The sequence below is a fragment of the Glycomyces sp. NPDC047010 genome, from assembly GCF_040644205.1.
GTDB lineage: Bacteria > Actinomycetota > Actinomycetes > Mycobacteriales > Micromonosporaceae > Glycomyces.
Genome location: NZ_JBEYVY010000011.1, coordinates 246,729 through 264,193, shown reverse-complemented (window position 1 = coordinate 264,193; position 17,465 = coordinate 246,729). Strand labels below are relative to the sequence as shown.

15 protein-coding genes and 1 pseudogene are annotated in these 17,465 nt (G+C 72.4%); 8 read left to right on the top strand and 8 right to left on the bottom strand.

Going from position 1 to position 17,465, the window contains the following annotated elements; all coding sequences use genetic code 11:
• Positions 1 to 147, bottom strand: a pseudogene (locus AB0A65_RS22215) (AAA family ATPase); the annotation flags it as partial.
• 397 nt (positions 148 to 544) lie between these two features.
• Here AB0A65_RS22215 and AB0A65_RS22210 point away from each other — a divergent pair.
• On the top strand, positions 545 to 760 hold the full coding sequence (locus tag AB0A65_RS22210) for a hypothetical protein (RefSeq protein ID WP_359953924.1): 216 nt from the start codon (positions 545 to 547) through the stop codon (positions 758 to 760).
• Between the two features lie 77 nt (positions 761 to 837).
• Here the strand turns inward: AB0A65_RS22210 and AB0A65_RS22205 are convergent, their stop codons facing one another.
• The 3 genes from AB0A65_RS22205 to acs form a co-directional block, all read right to left on the bottom strand.
• On the bottom strand, positions 838 to 1,980 hold the full coding sequence (locus tag AB0A65_RS22205) for an amidohydrolase (protein ID WP_359953922.1): 1,143 nt from the start codon (positions 1,978 to 1,980) through the stop codon (positions 838 to 840).
• Between the two features lie 140 nt (positions 1,981 to 2,120).
• Positions 2,121 to 3,041: an alpha/beta hydrolase gene (locus tag AB0A65_RS22200; RefSeq protein WP_106364114.1), complete on the bottom strand. Its 921-nt coding sequence runs from the start codon at positions 3,039 to 3,041 to the stop codon at positions 2,121 to 2,123.
• Between the two features lie 108 nt (positions 3,042 to 3,149).
• On the bottom strand, positions 3,150 to 5,108 hold the full coding sequence (gene acs, locus AB0A65_RS22195) for an acetate--CoA ligase (protein ID WP_359953920.1): 1,959 nt from the start codon (positions 5,106 to 5,108) through the stop codon (positions 3,150 to 3,152).
• A gap of 328 nt (positions 5,109 to 5,436) precedes the next feature.
• Between acs and AB0A65_RS22190 the strand changes: the two genes are divergently transcribed.
• Entirely contained in the window at positions 5,437 to 6,198 is a 762-nt protein-coding gene (locus AB0A65_RS22190) for an oxidoreductase (RefSeq protein WP_359953918.1), read from the top strand.
• A 78-nt stretch (positions 6,199 to 6,276) separates the two neighbouring features.
• On the opposite strand, the gene AB0A65_RS22185 is transcribed toward AB0A65_RS22190, so the two are convergent.
• From AB0A65_RS22185 to mqnE, 3 genes are read right to left on the bottom strand one after another with little or no spacing between them, the layout of a single operon-like run.
• Entirely contained in the window at positions 6,277 to 6,516 is a 240-nt protein-coding gene (locus tag AB0A65_RS22185; protein WP_359953916.1) for a DUF4229 domain-containing protein, read from the bottom strand.
• Positions 6,513 to 6,923, bottom strand: coding sequence for a hypothetical protein (locus AB0A65_RS22180; protein WP_359953914.1), 411 nt, complete (start codon positions 6,921 to 6,923; stop codon positions 6,513 to 6,515). Before AB0A65_RS22180 ends, AB0A65_RS22185 begins: the two co-directional genes overlap by 4 nt.
• A gap of 16 nt (positions 6,924 to 6,939) precedes the next feature.
• The gene (gene mqnE / locus AB0A65_RS22175) at positions 6,940 to 8,115 is read right to left on the bottom strand and encodes an aminofutalosine synthase MqnE (RefSeq protein ID WP_359953912.1); all 1,176 of its coding nucleotides are present in this window, start codon (positions 8,113 to 8,115) and stop codon (positions 6,940 to 6,942) included.
• A gap of 354 nt (positions 8,116 to 8,469) precedes the next feature.
• Between mqnE and AB0A65_RS22170 the strand changes: the two genes are divergently transcribed.
• The 6 genes from AB0A65_RS22170 (at position 8,470) to mqnC (ending at position 15,723) form a co-directional block, all read left to right on the top strand.
• Positions 8,470 to 9,834, top strand: coding sequence for an NlpC/P60 family protein (locus AB0A65_RS22170; RefSeq protein WP_359953910.1), 1,365 nt, complete (start codon positions 8,470 to 8,472; stop codon positions 9,832 to 9,834).
• 107 nt (positions 9,835 to 9,941) lie between these two features.
• Entirely contained in the window at positions 9,942 to 12,197 is a 2,256-nt protein-coding gene (locus AB0A65_RS22165; RefSeq protein WP_359953908.1) for a hypothetical protein, read from the top strand.
• Positions 12,198 to 12,346: 149 nt separating this feature from the next.
• Positions 12,347 to 12,649, top strand: coding sequence for an HPr family phosphocarrier protein (locus AB0A65_RS22160; RefSeq protein WP_359953906.1), 303 nt, complete (start codon positions 12,347 to 12,349; stop codon positions 12,647 to 12,649).
• Positions 12,650 to 12,725: 76 nt separating this feature from the next.
• The gene (locus tag AB0A65_RS22155; protein ID WP_359953904.1) at positions 12,726 to 13,577 is read left to right on the top strand and encodes a menaquinone biosynthesis protein; all 852 of its coding nucleotides are present in this window, start codon (positions 12,726 to 12,728) and stop codon (positions 13,575 to 13,577) included.
• Positions 13,578 to 13,707: 130 nt separating this feature from the next.
• A complete protein-coding gene (locus tag AB0A65_RS22150) occupies positions 13,708 to 14,478 on the top strand; it encodes an FAD-binding oxidoreductase (RefSeq protein ID WP_359953902.1) in 771 nt (256 codons plus the stop codon).
• A gap of 93 nt (positions 14,479 to 14,571) precedes the next feature.
• Positions 14,572 to 15,723 carry a cyclic dehypoxanthinyl futalosine synthase gene (gene mqnC / locus AB0A65_RS22145; protein WP_359953900.1) on the top strand — a complete coding sequence of 384 codons (1,152 nt, stop codon included), beginning with the start codon at positions 14,572 to 14,574 and terminating at the stop codon, positions 15,721 to 15,723.
• A 275-nt stretch (positions 15,724 to 15,998) separates the two neighbouring features.
• Here mqnC and AB0A65_RS22140 read toward each other — a convergent pair whose 3' ends face one another.
• Positions 15,999 to 17,438: an FAD-dependent oxidoreductase gene (locus tag AB0A65_RS22140; protein WP_359953949.1), complete on the bottom strand. Its 1,440-nt coding sequence runs from the start codon at positions 17,436 to 17,438 to the stop codon at positions 15,999 to 16,001.
• Positions 17,439 to 17,465 lie beyond the last annotated feature (27 nt).

The window sequence follows — 17,465 nt, the reverse complement described above, 5'->3', positions numbered from 1 at the left end:
GCGCGACACCGTGTACCGGTCGTGGAACTCGGACATGTCGAGCTGGATGAGCGAGTCCTCGGAGCCGAACAGGAACTCCGCGAGCGCCTTCGCCAACTCGGTCTTACCCACACCGGACGGGCCGGCGAAGATGAACGAGCCGGACGGTCCAGGCGAGTGGCGCCCTTGGATGGTATGTGGATAAGGCGACCGCTAGTGTGCTGTATCCACAGGTAGCAGGCAATATTTCAAGCCATAGGTTCTCGGTTCGAGTCCGAGGGGGCCCACCATCTTGGACGGTGCGGGCGGTTGGCCCGCGCCTTTTTCTCTGCCCCCGGACGGGAGTCGCCGGGCGGCGGGTTCGGGGGCGGTCGGGTGTGACCGGCGGCATGATCGGCACCTCGGTGTTCACGAGGCTTGCCCGAGGGTTTCCTGGGGCGTAATGAGCCGGTGACACCGGACGGGCAGAGTAGTCGGCGAGGCCCCGGGGGACCGCGATCCGGTCGGGCCTTACGCCGCACCGGCGCGGCACGCGAATCTGCATCACCGCCCGGAAGGAACCACCATGGACCACTACGCGATTCTCGCCATCCCGATGATGAAGACCGAGGCCATGTCGGCCCTGCCCGACGCGCCCGTGGTCGAGGACCGTCCCACCCTCCTCGACCGCATCGTCGGCGGCTTCGCCGCCGCACGGCACGGGTTCATCGCCCGCGACCTGCGCGTCCGCGGCGAGTTCGCGGCGCTCCCGTCGCGCGCCGACGTCCGCCGCGCCGCCTAGGCGGCAACGCGGGGCGCCTCTACAGCGAACACGGCAAGGGCCCGGAAGGCATCGCCTTCCGGGCCCTTCCCGTTGCCTCAGTTGACCTGCACGCCGTCGATGTACGCGCGCTCCACGGTCGAGTAGTAGTCGAGCGGGTCGCCCGACCACACGCAGAAGTCGGCGTCCTTGCCCGCCTCAAGGGAGCCGAGCCGGTCGGACACGCCGAGGACCTCGGCGGGGTTGATCGTCACGGACCGCAGCGCGGTCTCGCGGTCCAGACCGGCCTTGACGCACTCCATGACCTGCACGATCAGGTACTGGATCGGCACCACCGGGTGGTCGGTCATGATGACGAGCTTGACGCCCGCCTCGGCCATCTTCACGGCGTTCGAGGGGAACCGCTTCGCGGTCTCGACCTTCGCGCGCGCGGTCAGCAGCGGCCCGAACAGGACCGGGATGCCCTTGTCGGCGATGACGTCGGCAAGCAGGTGCGCCTCGGTCCCGTGGTCCAGGACCAGGTCGTACCCGAACTCGTCGGCGACGCGGATCGCCGTGGCGATGTCGTCGGCGCGGTGGCAGTGCTGGCGCCAGGGGATCTCGCGGTCGAGGACCTTGACGAGGTTCTCCAGCTTCAGGTCCCGGTCGGGGTCCTCGGCGGCGCGGTGCTTCTCGGCGGCGATGAACGCCGACCGGAGCACGCCCGCGGTGCCCATGCGGGTCTTGGGGGTCTGGCCCTTCTCGCCGTAGACGCGCTTCGGGTTCTCGCCGAGCGCCGACTTGATCCCGGCGGGGGAGCGGACCACGAGGTCGTCGACGCGGCGGCCGCCGGCGGTCTTGACGACGACGCACTCGCCGCCGATGACGTTGCCGGAGCCGGGGTTGATGCACGCGGTGAGCACGCCGCCGGTGAGCGCGTCGGCGAAGCCGGGCTCGGACGGGTTGATGCCGTCGAGGGCCCGCACGTGCGCGGTGTTCGGGTCGGTCATCTCGTTCGTGTCGTCGCCCGCCCAGCCCTCGCCGGTCTCGTGGACGCCGAGGTGGGTGTGGGCGTCGATGAGGCCCGGGACGATCCACTTGCCGGCCGCGTCGATCACCTCGGTGCCCGCGGGGATCGCGAGGCCGGGGCCGCCGACGGCGCTGATGCGGCCGTCCTCGACGAGGATGACGCCCTGCTCGATCGGAGCCGACGTGATGGGGACGATCGTCGCGCCTGTGAGCGCGAACGCGGCATGGGACATGGACCCGCCTTCGGATTGGACAGCAGCTTGCCGCCCAATCCTGCCGCACGAACTAGCCGAGCGGCTAATTGTTGACCGTATTGTGACCGGGGCTCACCCGGATCAGTGAAGATCGCTCAAGGCGTCCGAGCGGCCGCCGCTCACGACGCCCACCGGATGATCTCCTTCGTCACCGTCTCCGGCGCCTCCTGCTGCGGGAAGTGCCCCACCCCGTCGAGGAGCTTCCACTCGTACCGCCCGTGCACGTACCGCCCCGAGCCCTGCGCCGTCCGCGGCAGCACGCACGTGTCGAGCGCGCCGTGCAGCTGGAGCACCGGGACCGGCGTCGGCCGCTGGAGCAGCTTCACGAACCGCCGCCCCGCCAGCCCCACCGACGTGCGGAACGGCCACCGGAACGCCTCCAGCGCGCAGAACGCGGCCTGCGGGATCTGGATGACGTCCCTGCACGCCCGCACGTACTCCTGGAAGTCCCGCGTCCCGCGCCAGCCCGGCCCCGACCACGCGTACATCAGGTCCGCCACTTTGCGTGCGTCCCAAGCGGTCAGCTTGTGCTCGTAGCGGGGCATCTGGAACGCGAACAGGTGCCTGGACGCCGACAGTTGCCCCTTCGGGTCCACCGCGAGCGCCGCCCGCTGGCGCAGCGGGTGCGCCGCGCCGAGGACCACCAGGGACTTGAACTGCCTGGGGTGGAACGCGGCCGCCGCGAACGCGAGGATGCCGCCGAGGTCGTGCCCGACCACCGTCGCCTCCCGCTCGCCGAGGGCCCGCACGAGCCCCACGACGTCCGCGGCCATCGTGTACGCGTCGTACCCCTTCGGGGGCTTGTCGGAGGCGCCGTAGCCGCGCAGGTCGGCGGCGACGACGCGGAAGCCCGCGTCGGCGAGCGCGGGCATCTGGTGGCGCCACGCCCACCAGAACTCCGGGAAGCCGTGCAGGAGCAGGATGAGCGGGCCTTCTCCGGCCTCGGCCACGTGGAAGCGCGAGCCGTTGGCGTCGACTTGCCGGTGGGTCCAGGGGCCCTGCTTCAGGGCGGCGCTGTCGGCGAAGGTCTTGCGGGTCACGCGGACAGCGTACGAGGTGACGGAAGGGTCACGGCGGGCCGCCGGGCGCGGGCGTGGCCCGGGCCGTGGTCCCGTCCCCTCCCGGAACGGGACCACGGCCCGGAGCGCCTAGTCCTCTTTGCCGCCTTGCAGGCCCGTCTTGATGCGGCTCATGACGGTGTTGTCGGCGAGGGTCGTCACGTCGCCGATCTCGCGGTCCTCGGCGATGTCGCGCAGGAGCCGCCGCATGATCTTGCCCGAGCGGGTCTTCGGCAGCTCGGCCACGATGATGACCTGGCGCGGCTTCGCGATGGCGCCCAGCGTCTTCGCGACGTGCGCGCGCAGCTCCGCGAGGTGCTCGGGGCTCGACTCGGACTGCCCGCGCAGGATCACGAACGCGACGATGCCCTGGCCCGTCACCGGGTCCGACGCCCCCACGACCGCCGCCTCGGCGACCGTGGCGTGGCTGACGAGCGCCGACTCCACCTCGGTGGTGGAGATGTTGTGCCCGCTGACCAGCATGATGTCGTCGACGCGGCCGAGGAGCCACAGGTCCCCGTCGTCGTCCTTCTTCGCGCCGTCCCCGGCGAAGTACATGCCGTCGAAGTGCGCCCAGTACGTGTCGAGGAACCGCTGGTCGTCGCCCCAGATCGTGCGGAGCATCGACGGCCACGGCTCGCGGATCACCAGGAACCCGCCGCCGCCGTCCGGCACCGACTCGCCCTGCTCGTCCACGACGTCGACGCTGATCCCCGGGAGCGGCCGCTGCGCCGAACCCGGCTTCGTGGACGTCACGCCCGGCAGCGGCGACACCATGATCGCGCCGGTCTCGGTCTGCCACCACGTGTCCACGACAGGAGTCTTCCCGCCGCCGATGTGCTCGCGGTACCAGACCCACGCCTCGGGGTTGATCGGCTCGCCGACCGACCCGAGGACCCGCAGGCTCGACAGGTCGAACTGCGCGGGGATGTCGTCGCCCCACTTCATGAACGTGCGGATCGCCGTCGGCGCCGTGTACAGGATCGTCACCCCGTACTTCTGGACGATCTCCCAGAACCGGCCGGTGTGCGGCGTGTCCGGGGTGCCCTCGTACATGACCTGCGTGGCGCCGTTCGACATGGGCCCGTAGACGATGTACGAGTGCCCGGTGACCCAGCCGATGTCGGCGGTGCACCAGTACACGTCCGTCTCCGGCTTCAGGTCGAACACCGCGTGGTGCGTGAACGACGCCTGCGTCAGGTACCCGCCCGAGGTGTGCAGGATGCCCTTCGGCTTCCCCGTCGTCCCCGACGTGTACAGGATGAACAGCGGGTGCTCCGCGTCGAACGGCTGCGCCTCATGCTCATTCGAGGCCCCGCCGACGGCGTCCTCCCACTTGACGTCGCGCTCGCTCCACGCCACGTCCTGCCCGGTGCGGGTGACCACGAGGACCTGCTCCACCGACGGGCACGACTCCAGCGCCTCGTCCACGGTGGGCTTGAGCGCGAACGCCTTCCCCTTGCGGAACCCGCCGTCGGCGCAGATCACGAGCTTCGCGCCCGCGTCGTCGATGCGGCTCGACAGCGCGTTCGCGCTGAACCCGCCGAACACCACTGAGTGCGGGGCGCCGATGCGCGCGCACGCGAGCATCGCCACCGCGGCCTCGGGGATCATCGGCATGTAGATGACGACCCGGTCGCCCGCGCCCACACCGAGATCGGTGAGCGCGTTCGCGGCCCGCTTGACCTCGTCGAGCAGCTCCGCGTACGTGACGGCGCGCGTGTCGCCCGGCTCGCCCTCGAAGTGGATCGCGACCCGGTCGCCCAGGCCGTTCGCCACGTGCCGGTCCAGGCAGTTGGCGGAGACGTTCAGCTCGCCGCCGGTGAACCACTTCGCGAACGGCGGGTCGTCCCAGTCGAGGACCCGGTCCCAGTCCTTCGCCCAGTCGAGCCGGCGGGCCTGGGCCTCCCAGAACGCGAGGCGGTCGGCGGCGGCATCGTCGTAGGCGGCCGCCGTGACGTTCGCCGCCTGGGTGAACTCGGGGGACGGCGGGAAGGTCCGGTCCTCCGACAGGAGATTGGCAAGCGTCTCTTGCGGGGTATCTGCCACTGGTATTGGCTCCTTACAGATCTACGCGCCTGTGCGCGACTGTGAGGCGGGTCTATGTCCGGTAACACTACCGCGAACAGGGCGACACGGAACGTGCCCCTGAGGCGCCACCGGCATCTGGGACCTGCCGGCGCCGAACGGCCCGCAGGCGGGCGCCCGGCGGCCGCCGAGCGGTCGGATTCGTTCACCTCGGGGACCCTTGCGCGCCGATTCGCCGGGTATCGTCGGAGCGGTGTCGACCCGCGAAGTCCGATACTGTTCTGTGACTGCCCTCTAGCCCGCCCGGTGCGCCGTTTGCGTGCTCCGCACTAAAGGTAAGGTTCCGCCCGTGGATCCTCTCGCGCCTCTCCTCGAACTCTCCGAGGTCGCCGACGCCCTCGAGAACGCCCGAGCCGGCGTCGACCGTATGCTCTGGCACGAGGCCCTGCGCGGCGGTGAGGCGGGCGAAGCCCTCGTCGAGGCCGAGGTCGCACTGCACTCGGCGTCCGCGACGCTCGCCCTCGACGGGTACGACTGCGACGTGGAGCGCCTGCGCGCCGGGGACTTCGACGACCCGGTCGTCTCCGGGGTCCTCGCCGTCACCGACGCCCTCCCGTCCCTCGCGGGCGTCTGGCCCGTCTCGCCCCGGTACGTCCTCGCGAAGCTCCACCTCCTCGCCACCCGCGACCTTCCCGACGCCGGCGTCGACTTCGAGCCCGGCCGCATCGAGGTGGACGAGTCCGGGTCCGCGCGCATCAACGCCCTCTGCGCCCTCGTTACCAACCCCACCAAGGAGATCCCCGCCGCGATGGCCGCCGCCGTCGTCCACGGCGAGCTCCTCTCGGTGCGCCCGTTCCCCGTGGCCAACAACGTGGTCGCCCGCGCCGCCGCGCGGCTCGCGCTGGCCAGCAAGGGACTCGACCCGAAGCTGCTCATCACCGTGGACGCCGGGCACCTGGAGCGCCAGCCGGAGTACGTGGGCGCGCAGCGCGCCTGGTCCACCGGGACGCCCGACGGGGTCCGGTCCTGGCTCAAGCACTACGGGAAGGCCCTGGAGGCCGGTGCGGGCGAGACGCTCCAGATCTGCTCCGAGCTGATGAAGGACGCGTAAGGACCCGGAAAGCCTTGTAAGGACGACGAAGGCGCCTCATGAGGTGAGTCCCTCACCCCATAAGGCGCCCCGAGTCCCTTACTCGCCGGCGAGTTCGGCGCGGAGCCGCTCCTTCTCCTCGCGGCGGCGCTTCACGCCCGCGTCGATGTGGTCGATCATGGCCTCGCGCTGCTTCTTCAGCAGCACGAACCCGAGGACCATCGACACGAGCAGGCCCGCGGCGACCGCGAGCAGCGCGTTGATGAAGAACATCAAGGGGATCGCGACGACGGCGACGAGCGCCACCCGTGCGAGGTAGAACTTGGCGACCGGGTTCATGCGGGCCGCTCCTCTCCGAAGGTGCGGGCCCCTGCGTACCACAGGGGCGCGTAGACGAGTGCTGCGGTGAGTCCGGCGAGGCCGCCGGCGAGCATCGGCGGCCACGTCGGGGGCAGCAGCACCCCGACGGCGAGCCCGGCGCCGAGGCCGAGGACGACGCCGACGAGCATGACGCCCCAGCGGGCCGCGCCGCCGTAGCGCCGGAACTGCTCGGTGTACGCCCACACGGTCGGCAGCGCGGCGATCCACCCGGAGGTCTCGCCGAACGGCCGCCCGCTGGGGAACACGAACAGCAGGTCGATGACGGCGAGGACGACCGCGCCCATCACGAAGTACGCGAGCGCGGTCCCCACCAGCTGGCCGAGCGTCGCGGCCGCCTTGGGCTCCTGCGGTTTCGGCTGCACCACTAGAACGCCCGCGCCACTAGAACTTCACGGACTGCGGTTCGGCCCGGCGCTCCGCGATCGTCTGGGGCCCTTCGTACTCGCGCACCACGTCGTAGCGGGTGTTGCGCTCGACGGGCTGGAACCCGGCGTCGCGGATGAGCTCCAGGAGGTCGTCGCGGGTCATCTTGTCGGGCGTGCCGTACTCGTCGGCGTCGTGGGTGATCTTGTACTCCACGACCGAGCCGTCGAGGTCGTCGGCGCCGAACGACAGCGACAGCTGCGCGACGTCGAGGCCGTGCATGACCCAGAAGCACTTGACGTGGTCGAAGTTGTCGAGCAGGAGCCGCGAGACGGCGAAGACCTTGAGCGACTCGGCCGGGCTCGCCATCGTGGTGCGCGCCTGGAGCTTGTTGCGGATCTTCCCGTCCTTGGAGTCGTGGAAGTCGTGCTGGTAGCGCAGGGGGATGAACACGGCGAAGCCGCCGGTCTCGTCCTGGAGCTCGCGCAGGCGCAGCACGTGGTCGACGCGGTGGCGGGGCTCCTCGATGTGGCCGTACAGCATGGTCGCGGGGGTGCGCAGGCCCTTCTCGTGGGCGAGGCGGTGGATGCGCGACCAGTCCTCCCAGTGGCAGGCGTGGTCGACGATGTGCTGGCGGATCTCCCAGTCGAAGATCTCGGCCCCGCCGCCGGTGAGCGACTCCAGGCCCGCCTCGATGAGCTCGTCGAGGATCTCGCTCGCGCCCAGGCCGGAGATCTTCTCGAACCACTGGACCTCGGTGGCGGTGAACGCCTTCAGGTTCACCTCGGGGAGGGTCTCCTTGAGCGCCTTGAGGACCCGCGGGTAGTAGCGCCACGGGAGGGTCGGGTGGAGGCCGTTGACGATGTGCAGCTCGGTGGGGGCGTCGCCCTTCATCTGCTCGGCGAGGGCCACCGCCTGCTCGACGCGCATCGTGTACGCGTCGGTCTCGCCGGGCTTGCGCTGGAACGAGCAGTACGCGCAGGACGCGGAGCACACGTTGGTGAGGTTGAGGTGGCGGTTGACGTTGAACATGGTCCGGTCGCCGTTCTTGGCGGTGCGGACCCCGTGCGCGAGGCGCCCGAGCCACGCGAGGTCGTCGACCTCGTACAGCCCGACGCCGTCCTCGAAACTCAGCCGCTCGCCCGCGGCGAGCTTCTCCTCGATCCCGGCCTTGAACCTGGCGGTGTCGTCCATGGCGCTCCCAACGTTGTCGCGTTCGGTGCCAGCGTAGCGCCGCCGCCACGCAGCGGCTTCCGGGCACGATTCGCTTGTGAGGCCGTGGGCGCGGCGCGGTTGCGGTGGGGGACGCGGCGGGGCGGCGCCGGAACGCGAACGGAGGGTCCCGGCATATCGGACACCCGGGGACCCCCATTTCAAATCTACCCGGAGGGTGTGACACGGGTGCGGGGCCGATTCGGGCGGTTTCGCCGGAGTGGTCCGAGATCGAGTGGCGGGCAACACGATCGGGGTCCGGGGGCAACCGTGGACGCGAGACTTGCGTGTCTTCGGTACAGTATCCGTGGCTTCCCCCACAGAAGGACACCTCACATGCGCGTTTCACGGTTCGGTGCCCGCATGATCGCCGCCGCCAGTGCGGCGGCCGTCGTCTTCGGCGGGGCGCTGCCCGCGTTCGCCGAACCCGGCGTGACGGTCCCCGACGACGGCTCGCGGCCCCTCGGCGGGGCGGGCGACGATACCCCCGTCACCAACCCCGAGACCGCCGACGGCCCCCTGGGCGACCAGGTCACCGCCGCCTCGATCGACCTCGCGCAGCTCGCCGAGGAGACCACCGCCGCGCAGGACGAGTGGACCGCCCGAGAGACCCGCCTCGCCGCCGCCCAGACCGAGTGGACCGCGACGACCGGCGAGCTCGCCGCCGCGCAGGACGCCCTCGACTACGCCGCGGGCGAGGCGTACGCCGACACCGCGGGCGTCCCCGCGGCCGAGCTCCCCGACCTGTCCGGGCTCGCGCCCATCGGCGGCGAGTGGGACCTGCCCGCGCTGTCCGCCGACCTTGACGACGCCGCCACCGCCGAGCAGGTCGCCCGCGCCGCCTACGACGCCGCCGTCCTCTCCGCCGACCGCGCCGAGACCCGCTACCTCGCCCTCGACACCGAGTTCGACACCGCCCAGGCCGCCCTCGACCTGCTCGTGGAGCAGAACCGCGAGGCCCTGGAGCAGCTCGAACGCGAACACGAGGCCGCCGCCGCCCAGTACTCCGACGACTTCTCGTCCGAAGTCGACGGCTGGGACGCCGCCCCCGAGGCGAAGAAGGCCGTCGAGTACGCGCTCGCGCAGCTCGGCGACCCGTACGTGTGGGGCGCCGAAGGACCCGACTCCTTCGACTGCTCCGGGCTCGTCCAGTCCGCGTACGCCTATGCGGGCGTGAGCCTCCCGCGCGTCGCCGCCGACCAGTACAACGCGACCCGCGACAAGCCCGTGGACGTCGAGAAGCTCCTCCCCGGCGACCTCCTCTACTGGTGGGACGACCCCGGCAACTGGCAGTCCGTCTACCACACCGGCATGTACCTCGGCGACGGCAAGATGATCCAGGCCCCGCGCACCGGCGACGTCGTGAAGATCTCCTCGATCTGGTTCACCAACTTCGCGGGCGCCCACCGGGTGGTCGACGCGATCCAGACCGACCCCGACGCCGAGAACCCCACCCAGACGCCCGGCGAGCCCAGCTCCCCGGACGACGACCCGACTTCGAGCACGCCGCGGCCGACGCCCAGCGAGACCGACTCGCCGAGCCCCGACCCCGAGCCGACCGACAGCGAGTCGCCGTCCGAGTCGCCCTCGCCGAGCCCCACCGACGACCCGCAGACGCCCACCGAGGACGAAGGCGAATCGCCGACGCCGACGCTGGCCGACACGGTCGCCGGGGTGCTCCTGCGCGGGACCGCGGCCTGAGGGGCGTCCCCGGGTAGTGGGAAGGCGTGCACGCGACGCGACCGGTTGATGGCACGATGGTCACCGAGGTGCCCGATTGACGACGCTCCAGCCCCGAGGAGGCTTCCGTGGACGGAAACAGCTGTAGCTCCTGCGGCCAGCGGCTCACGTCCGGGCAGCGCCGCTGCCCCCAGTGCGGCGCCCCCCTGCCGCCCCCGATGGGCGGCTTCGCCGCGGAGTCGAACTACCCGCCGCCCGCCGGGTACGGCGCGCCCAACTACGCGCCCCCGGGTGCGCCTCCCGGTGCGCCCCAGGCGTACGGCGCGGCCGCGGTACCCCAGTACGCCCCGCCCGGCGACCCCCAGGGCTACGCGCCCCCGCCCGAGCCCCAGTACGCGCCGCCCGGCGCCTACCAGCCGACCGCCCACCCTCCTCAGCCCGAACCGCCCCTGAACCAGGGCTACGCGGCCGTCCCGCCCCCGAACCAGCCGTACGGCGCCCCGCAGCAGCAGTGGGCCCCGCCGCCCGCCCAAGGCTCGGCCGCCGTTCCGCCGCCCATGCCCCCGCAGGGCCAGGCCGCGGTTCCGCAAGCAGCAGTCCCGCAGTACGGCTCCGCACCGGTCCCCCCGCCGCCCGCGTACGGCGCCGCGCAGGTCCCCGCCTACCCGCCGCCCCCGCAGCAGGGCCAGTACCCGCCCTACCAGCCGCCGCAGTCGCCCGGCCAGCCCTACCAGTCGGCCCCGCCGCCGTACCAGTCCTCGCAGTCGCTGCCGCCCGTCGCCGCCGCGCCCTCGACGGTCCCGCCGGTCTCCCCGCCGCCCCCGGCCTTCCCGCCGCCGGCCGCGAACCCGACGTTCACCGAGCCGCCCTCGGCGTCCTCCCCGGTCACCGGCCCGCCCTACGCGCCGCCCGCGAGCAGCGGCTTCAGCCTGCCGTCCGCCGACTCCGGCATGTTCGCGCCGCCCGGAGCCCCGCCCGCGCCGGAGCTCCCGGCCCCGGCTCCTGACGGCACCCAGATCCTGCGCCGCACCCCGCCGCCCCTCGAAGCGCCCTTCGCCGACCCGGGCCCGACCGCGCCCGCCGTCCCCGAAGCCGCCCCGCCCGGGTTCAGCGTGCCCTCCTCCGAGAGCAGCCCCGGCGCCGTGTACGCCCCCGGCTTCACCGTCCCTGGCGCCGAACCCGCCGAACCGGCGGTGTCGTTCAGCGCCCCGGCGTTCAGCACCCCGGCCGCGGAGACTCCCTTCAGCACCCCGGCCGCCGACAGCGCCGCGTTCAGCGCGCCCGCTCCCGAGCCCGCACCGGCGCCGCCCGCCGCACCGCCGGCCCCCGCGCCGCTCGCGGAGGACGACGACGAGGACGGCGCCTGGGACACCCTCCCCGACCCCGAGGAGCCCGACGACGACGCCGAGCTCAGCGAGGACGACGAGTCCGCGCTGGCGGGCCTCGGCGACGAGGTCCCCGGCGAGTCCCTGCCGCCCGCCCCGGCGGACGCGCCCGGCCTCGGCGACGACCCCGAGTCGGTCGTCGAACCGGAGCTGGAGGAGGCCCTCGCGGTCGCCGCGGTGGTGGAGGCCCCGAGCCCCGGCGCCGACCTGGTCGAGACCGCCGGTGCCGCCGCCGACCTCGCGGGCGTCCCCGTCGAGGACGTCCCCGAGCCGGTGATCGGCCTGGGCGCCAAGGCGTTCAGCGACGCCGTGATGAACGAGGCCGTCGCGAAGGCATCCACGGACCTCGAATCCGGGGTCACCGTCAACGAGCGCACCGCCGACCCGGTCGCCGCGGACCCGGCCCCCGAGCCGTTCCCGGAGCCGACGCCGCCGCAGCCCCTCCCCACCCCGCCGGTGCCCGACCCGCTCCCGCCGGAGCCGACCCCGGTCCCCGCGCCGGAACCGGTCCCGCACCCCGAGCCGACGCCGCCGCAGCGCCCCGAGCCCGGCCCCGTCCCGGACCCCGAGCCGGTGCCGCGCCCGGAGCCCACGCCGCCGCCGTCGTACCTGTACGCCGACGACAGCCCGTTCTCCGACGCCGCCCCGTACGAGGAGCCGCTCCCCGCGCCCACGCCCGCCGCGGCCCCCGAGGCCCCGGTGGAGGCCGACACGCCCCCGTCAGAGGCCCCCGAGGAGGGCCCGCCGACCGAGGCCGAGTCCTCGCGCAAGAAGATCGTGAACGCGCCCGACATCAGCCTCTTCGAGGAGCCGACCACCAAGACCGGCGCGCACAAGCTGCCCCCCGCGTCCTGGCCGCCCGCCGAGGACGAGGGCTACCGGCGCGGCCGCGCCCGCGTCCAGAACCACCTCGACCGCGCCGAGCTGCCCGACCACATCCCGCTCCCGCGGCCCACCGTCTACGGCGCCAAGCCCGAGGACGGCGAGCCCGAGGGCTGACCGCTCTGTCCCGCTTCCCGCTGCAATAGCCCGAAAACGCGCCCGCCGTCCCCGCGCCCGGTCCATGCTGTTGCTGGAGGGCCGCCGCGGCGGCCCCGCGGCGGCGACCACCAGGTCCGGGCGCCGCCGAACCGGGGGAGGGGAGCAGCATGGCCGAGCGCCGTGTGAAAGTGAGCACAGAGGTCGGGATCCAGGCGCGGCCCGCCACGGTGTTCGTGGAGACCGCGGCCTCGTCGCCCGGCGAGGTGACCATCGCGAAGACCGGCGAAGACGGGGCCCACGACGCGAAGTCGATCCTCCAGGTGCTCGTCCTCGACGTGCGCCCCGGCGACGAGATCGTCCTGACCGGCGACGACGAGGACGTCCTCGACCGGCTCGTCGCGCTCGTCACCGACGCCGAGCACGCCGGATCGGACGGCGGGAAGGACCTCGCGGACATCGACGAACGCTGAAGCGTTGGTGACGCCGGCGACGCCGCCGCCCTCTCGGGACCGTCCTAGGACTCCGAGGGGGGATACGGTCGGAACCGTGAACAATGCGCGACGCCCGAGGGTCGGCCACATCGCCTTCCTCAACTGCATGCCCATCTACTGGGGACTGGCCCGCACGGGCGCGCTGCTCGAATTCGAACTGCGGCGCGACGCGCCCGACGAGCTGAGCCGCCTCCTCGTCGAAGGCGACCTCGACATCGGCCCGATCACCCTCGTCGAGTACCTCAAGCACTCCGACGACCTGCTGCTCATCCCCGACCCCGCGGTCGCCGCCGACGGCCCGGTCCTCAGCGTCAACCTCGTCTCGAAGGTCCCGCTCGCCGACCTGCCCGCCGAGCCGCGCGTCTCGCTCGCGTCGTTCTCGCGCACCGGCGTCCTCCTCGGCAAGATGCTCCTGGAGGACCGCTACGGCCGCAAGCCCGCCTACCGGGTCACCGCGCCCGACGTGGACTCCGCGCTCGACGGCGCCGACGCGGCCGTCCTCATCGGCGACGAGGCCCTCCGCGTCCACCACGACCCGCAGGGCACCCACGTCCTCGACCTCGCCGCCGAGTGGAAGGACTGGACCGGCCTGCCCATGGTCTTCGCCGTGTGGGCCGTGCGCCGCGACTACGCCGAGGCCCACCCCGGGCTCGTCAAGGACGTCCACCTCGCGTTCCGCGACTCCGTGCGCCTCAGCCGCGCCGAGATCGACGCGGTCGTCGCCTCCGCCGCCCGCTGGGAGCCCTTCGCTCCCGCCGCGCTCGCCGAGTACTTCGACCGCCTCCAGTTCGGCCTCAGTGAGCGGCACCTCGCGGGCCTGCGGGAATTCGCCTCCCGCGCCGCCCGTTACACGGAAGTGAAGGACCTTTCGCCCGAAGGGCCCGAATTCTTCGAGAGCGATATCTGAACGACGGCGACATCTGCACGACAGCAATCGCTGCACGACGACGACGTCTGACCGGCAGAGACATCTGCGCGAGCGCAGCAACTGCGCGACCGCACCCGACCGACACCCCGCGCGACGAGAGGACCGCCCCGTGGCCATCGAGCTGAAGCAGCCCCGCAAGAACCGCCCCGCGTGGCACAAGCTCACCGTCAGCGCCGTCCGGGCCCTCACCGACGACGCCGTGGAGGTCACGCTCGCCGTCCCCGAGCACCTGCGGCCCGCGTTCGACTTCAAGCCCGGCCAGCACCTCACGTTCCAGCGCGTCGAACCCGACGGCGCCGAGGTCCGCCGCTCCTACTCCCTCGCCTCCACCCCGCGCGAACTCGCCGCACAAGGCACCCTGCGCCTGGGCATCCGCTCGATCCCCAAGGGCTCCTTCTCCGGGTACGCGAACCGGAGCCTCCTGCCCGGCGACGTCCTCGAAGTGCTCCCGCCGCTCGGGAACTTCTGCACCGACATCCGGCCCGAGCGCCACTACGGCTCCGTCGTCGCCGGGTCCGGGATCACCCCGATCATCGCGATCGCCACCGCCGCCCTCGAATCCGGCGCCACCGTGACCCTCCTGTACTCCAACCGCACCGAGGACACCACCATGTTCGCGCCCGAACTGCGCGAACTCGAACGCGTCCACGGCGACCGCCTGCGCCTCCACCACGTGCGCACCCGCACCGACGGCCCCACGCCGCTCCTCACCGGCCGCCTCACGCCCGAACGCCTCCGCGAGGTCCTCGGCACCGTCGTCGACGCCCGCGAGGTCGACGAGTGGTTCCTGTGCGGCCCCTACGAGATGGTCCTCGGCGTCAAGGAGGTCCTCGAAGCGGCCGGGACCGGCGAGATCCACACCGAGCTGTACACGGTCTAGGGGCACGGCCCGGCGGCACCGGCGGGGTAACCCACGAGTCAATCCGCTCGGGCGCACTGTCCCGGAGGGCCCCACGGCGGATACGCTTCGTGCATGGCCGAGATCGACGACATCCTCGCCCGCGCCGCCGACGGCGGCGCCATCAGCGCCGAGGAAGCCCTGCTGCTCTACACCGAAGCGCCCTTCCACCCCCTCGCCGAGGCCGCCGACACGGCCCGGCGGCGCGTCGTCGGCGACAACATCGTCACCTACATCATCGACCGCAACATCAACTACACGAACGTGTGCGTCACCGCGTGCAAGTTCTGCGCCTTCTACCGCGCCCCCAAGCACGACGAGGGCTGGGCCCACCCCATGGAGGAGGTCCTGCGCCGCTGCGGCGAGGCCGTGGGCCTCGGCGCCACGCAGGTCATGCTCCAGGGCGGGCACCACCCGGACTTCGGCGTCGAGTACTACGAGGAGCTGTTCTCCTCCGTCAAGCGCGAGTACCCGCAGCTGATGATCCACTCGATCGGGCCCTCCGAGATCGCGCACATGTCGAAGGTCTCCGGCGTCGAGATCGACGAGTCGATCCGCCGCATCAAGGCCGCCGGGCTCGACTCGATCGCCGGCGCTGGCGCCGAGATGCTCCCGGCCCGGCCGCGGACCGCGCTCGCGCCGCTCAAGGAGTCGGGCGAGCGCTGGCTGGAGATCATGGAGGCCGCGCACGGGCAGGGCCTCGAATCGACCGCGACGATGATGATGGGCACCGGCGAGACCGCGGCCGAGCGCATCGAGCACCTGCGGATGATCCGCGACGTGCAGGACCGCACGGGCGGCTTCCGCTCGTTCATCCCGTGGACGTACCAGCCGGAGAACAACCACCTCAAGGGCCGCACCCAGGCGACGACCCTGGAGTACCTGCGCCTGTTGGCGACGGCGCGGCTGTTCTTCCACAACGTGAAGCACCTCCAGTCGTCGTGGCTGACGACCGGGAAGGCGTCGGGGCAGCTCAGCCTCCACCTCGGCGTGGACGACCTCGGCTCGATCATGCTGGAGGAGAACGTGATCTCCTCGGCCGGTGCCCGCCACCAGTCGCGCCTCTCGGAGCTCATCGGCCTCATCCGCTCCGCCGACCGGATTCCGGCGCAGCGCGACACGCTGTACGAGCGCATGGCGATCCACTGGACGCCGGAGGACGACCCGACCGACGACCGCATCCGCTCCCACTACTCGACGATCGTCGCCGAGTTGCAGGTCAAGTAGGCGAACGCCCGAACGCGAACGGCGGTTCCGGGCAAATCGGACGCCGCGAGGCGCCCCCGGTTCAACAGTGCCCGAGGGGTGCGACAAGGCTGCGCCGCAGGCGAATGTGAGCAGCGGTGAATGTGAACGGCGATTCTTCGCGAATCGGACATCCGAGGCGCCCCCGAATCAAGGGTGCCTGCGGGGTACGACAGCGGAGTGCATACGACAGCGGCGGGGGGGGGGGGGCGGGGGCCCCCCCCCCGTCCGGGTTTCCTGGTGAGGCGAGGTCTGGGTCAGCGCTTCCCGGCGTGCGACTCCAGGTAGGCCGCGATGGCGGCGGGGTCGTCGGGCCCGGCCCAGCCGATGTAGCCGTCGGGGCGCACGACGCGGGCCGTGCCGTCGGGCGCAGCGGTGGCGAGCGCGCCGTCCGCGGCGCTGTCGAGGACCGCGAACCGCCCGGCGCGCAGGACCTCGTAGAGGCGCGTGCCGTCGGCCAGCGCGAGGTCGGCGGCGCGGGCGCCGGTGAGGCGGTGCTCGCCGTGGGCGTGGGGGTAGTGGACGTCGATGCCGCTGATGAGGCCGGTGATCTTGTGCTGCACCGGGTCGAGCTTCAGGGCGGTCCCGAGGACGGCGCCGCGCACGGCTCCGACGACGCGGGACTTGTTGGCGGCCACGCGGATGATGCGGCCGCTGGCGCGCAGGACGGCCTCGCCGACGGGGTGGCGCTCGGCCGCGTAGGTGTCGAGCAGTGCCGGGTCGGCGCCGCGCAGGACTGCGGCGAGCTTCCAGGACAGGTTCGCGGCGTCCTGGATGCCGGTGTTCATGCCCATGCCCCCGGCGGGCGAGTGGCAGTGGGCGGCGTCGCCCGCGAGGAACACGTTCCCGGCGCGGTAGGCGGTGGCCTGGCGCTCGTCGGAGTGGAAGCGCGAGGACCACTTCGGTTCGTGCATGCCGAAGTCGGTGCCGAACGCGAGCTTGAGGGCGGTGCGGATCTCGTCGGAGGAGACGGGCGCGTCGTCGTCCTGCTGGTCGGCGGCGTTCCAGCCGATGACGCGCCACAGGCCGTCGCCGAAGTCGGCGAGGAAGCAGAACGCGCCGTTCGCGCCGCTGACGGCGGGGCTGTCGGCGGGCGGCTCGTCGAGTTCGACGTCGGCGAGCATCATCGAGCGGAGCACGGCCTCGCCGGGGAAGTCGATGCCCACGGCCTGGCGGACGGCGGAGCGGACGCCGTCGGTGCCGACGACGTAGGCGGCGGTGAAGTCGCCCTGGTCGGTGCGGACGGTGGCGCGGCCTTCCTCCTGGTCGATGCCGGTGACCTTGCAGCCGAAGCGGAACTCGGCCCCGGCCGCGGCGGCGCGTTCGCGCAGGACGCGCTCCACGTTGTACTGCGGGGTCATGAGCACGTACGGGAAGCGGGAGTCGAGGCCGCTGAGCTTGACCTTGGCGCGGCCGAAGAGGAACAGCTCGCCGAGCTTGCGGCCGCCGAGGGCGAAGAGGTCGTCGGCGAGGCCGCGGGCGTCGAGGACTTCGAGGGTGCGGGCGTGGACGGCGAAGGCGCGGGAGAGGTTCGAGATCTCGGCGCCGCGCTTCTCCAGGACGGTGACCTTGACGCCCGCTGCGGCGAGGTCGCCCGCGAGGAGGAGCCCGGTGGGGCCCGCGCCGACGACGATGACTTCGGTCTGCTGCTCGTTCATGACGGTCTCCTCGGGGGTGGGCCGCGGCTGGAAATTCATCACTTGATGAATTCAATGTATGCGGAA